The 1,317-nt window shown below is 45.1% G+C and carries 1 protein-coding gene; it reads right to left on the reverse strand.

All coding sequences use genetic code 11. The features are described from left to right. Positions 1-222: 222 nt before the first annotated feature. On the reverse strand, positions 223-1,242 hold the full coding sequence (locus U868_RS0121545; protein WP_025155084.1) for an IS110 family transposase: 1,020 nt from the start codon (positions 1,240-1,242) through the stop codon (positions 223-225). Positions 1,243-1,317: the final 75 nt, after the last annotated feature.

Genomic DNA, 1,317 nt, shown 5'->3' on the forward strand with positions numbered 1-1,317 from the left:
TATATCTATGGACTACCTCCGTTTTGCAAGTACTGAATCAGGTTTTAGGTTGTTGCTTACATCTATCCGGCATCAGAAATATCTGTGCCCAAATGGGTAATCCGCACACAATCGCCTCAACAACTGGACGGCCACGAAGGCCAATATAGTAGTCAGGTTCCGATTGTGCAGGTTCAACCTGTGGCCATTTTTCAATACTTTGCAACTTTTAAAGGTATGCTATTACACTGCCGGTCTGTACTCTGTTTCATTGTGAAGAATTGACCAAATAATTCTGGCATTTTTATTGGCGACTGCAACGGTCGTTTTGTTAAATCCTCGTCGCTCTTTTAGCTGATTAACCCATTGATTTAAATAACCCTCATTATTATTTGCAGCCACTCTAACGACTGCCCTGGCTCCATGAATAAATAAGGTTCGCAAATGCTTGTCGCCTTTTTTCGTCATATTCATCAGTACCTGCCTGTCACCACTCGAGTGCTGTCGTGGAACCAGACCAAGCCATGCGGCAAAGTGACGACCATTTTTAAATTCAGTTCCTTTGCCAATCGCGGCAACAACAGCTGTTGCTGTTTTGGGGCCGATGCCTTTAACTTTGGCAATGCGCTGGCAGGCTTCTGATTGCCTGAACACAGCATCAATTTCTTTATCAAAAAAGCTTATACGACGACCAAGATCGTTAAAGAGATCATAAAGTTCTGCAATCGTCCTGCGCATTCTAACGCTAAGGCCATTTTCAGCATCTTCAAGAATAAGCGGAACAGCACGACGAACTCTTGAGACTGCCGCACCGATTGTTATTCCCCGATCAAGCAGCAGTCCCCGGATTTGACAGACTGTCGCAGTGCGGTGATTAACAATACGCTGTCTTGCACGGTGCAGAGCCTGAATATCCTGTTGTTCAGGGCTTTTGGGTGGTACGAACTGCATTGTTGGCTGCATCAGAGCAATTGCGATAGCCTGTGCATCATTACCGTCATTTTTTTGCCCGCGGACAAAGGGTTTTACATACTGAGGGCTGATCACTTTGACCTTATGTCCCAGTTTTTCGAACTCACGCTGCCAGTAAAATGCGCCCGTGGAGGCTTCCACTCCAATCAGGCAGGCCGGAATATTCGCGACGGTCTGTAGTAACGTTTTACGATCAGTGCGTTTTTTATAAACCGGTTTACCCGCCTGATTCAATCCACAAAGCTGAAAAACATTTTTAGCCAGATCAATACCGAGATAGATAACATTCATGATAGTGCTCCTGCTGAGTATATTTTGTTCAGTTAACCTCAGAGGGAGGAGGTAGTCCATCCCATTAACTGGAAA

Source organism: Morganella morganii H1r, assembly GCF_000633515.1.
In the GTDB taxonomy this organism is placed as follows: Bacteria; Pseudomonadota; Gammaproteobacteria; order Enterobacterales; family Enterobacteriaceae; genus Morganella; species Morganella morganii_B.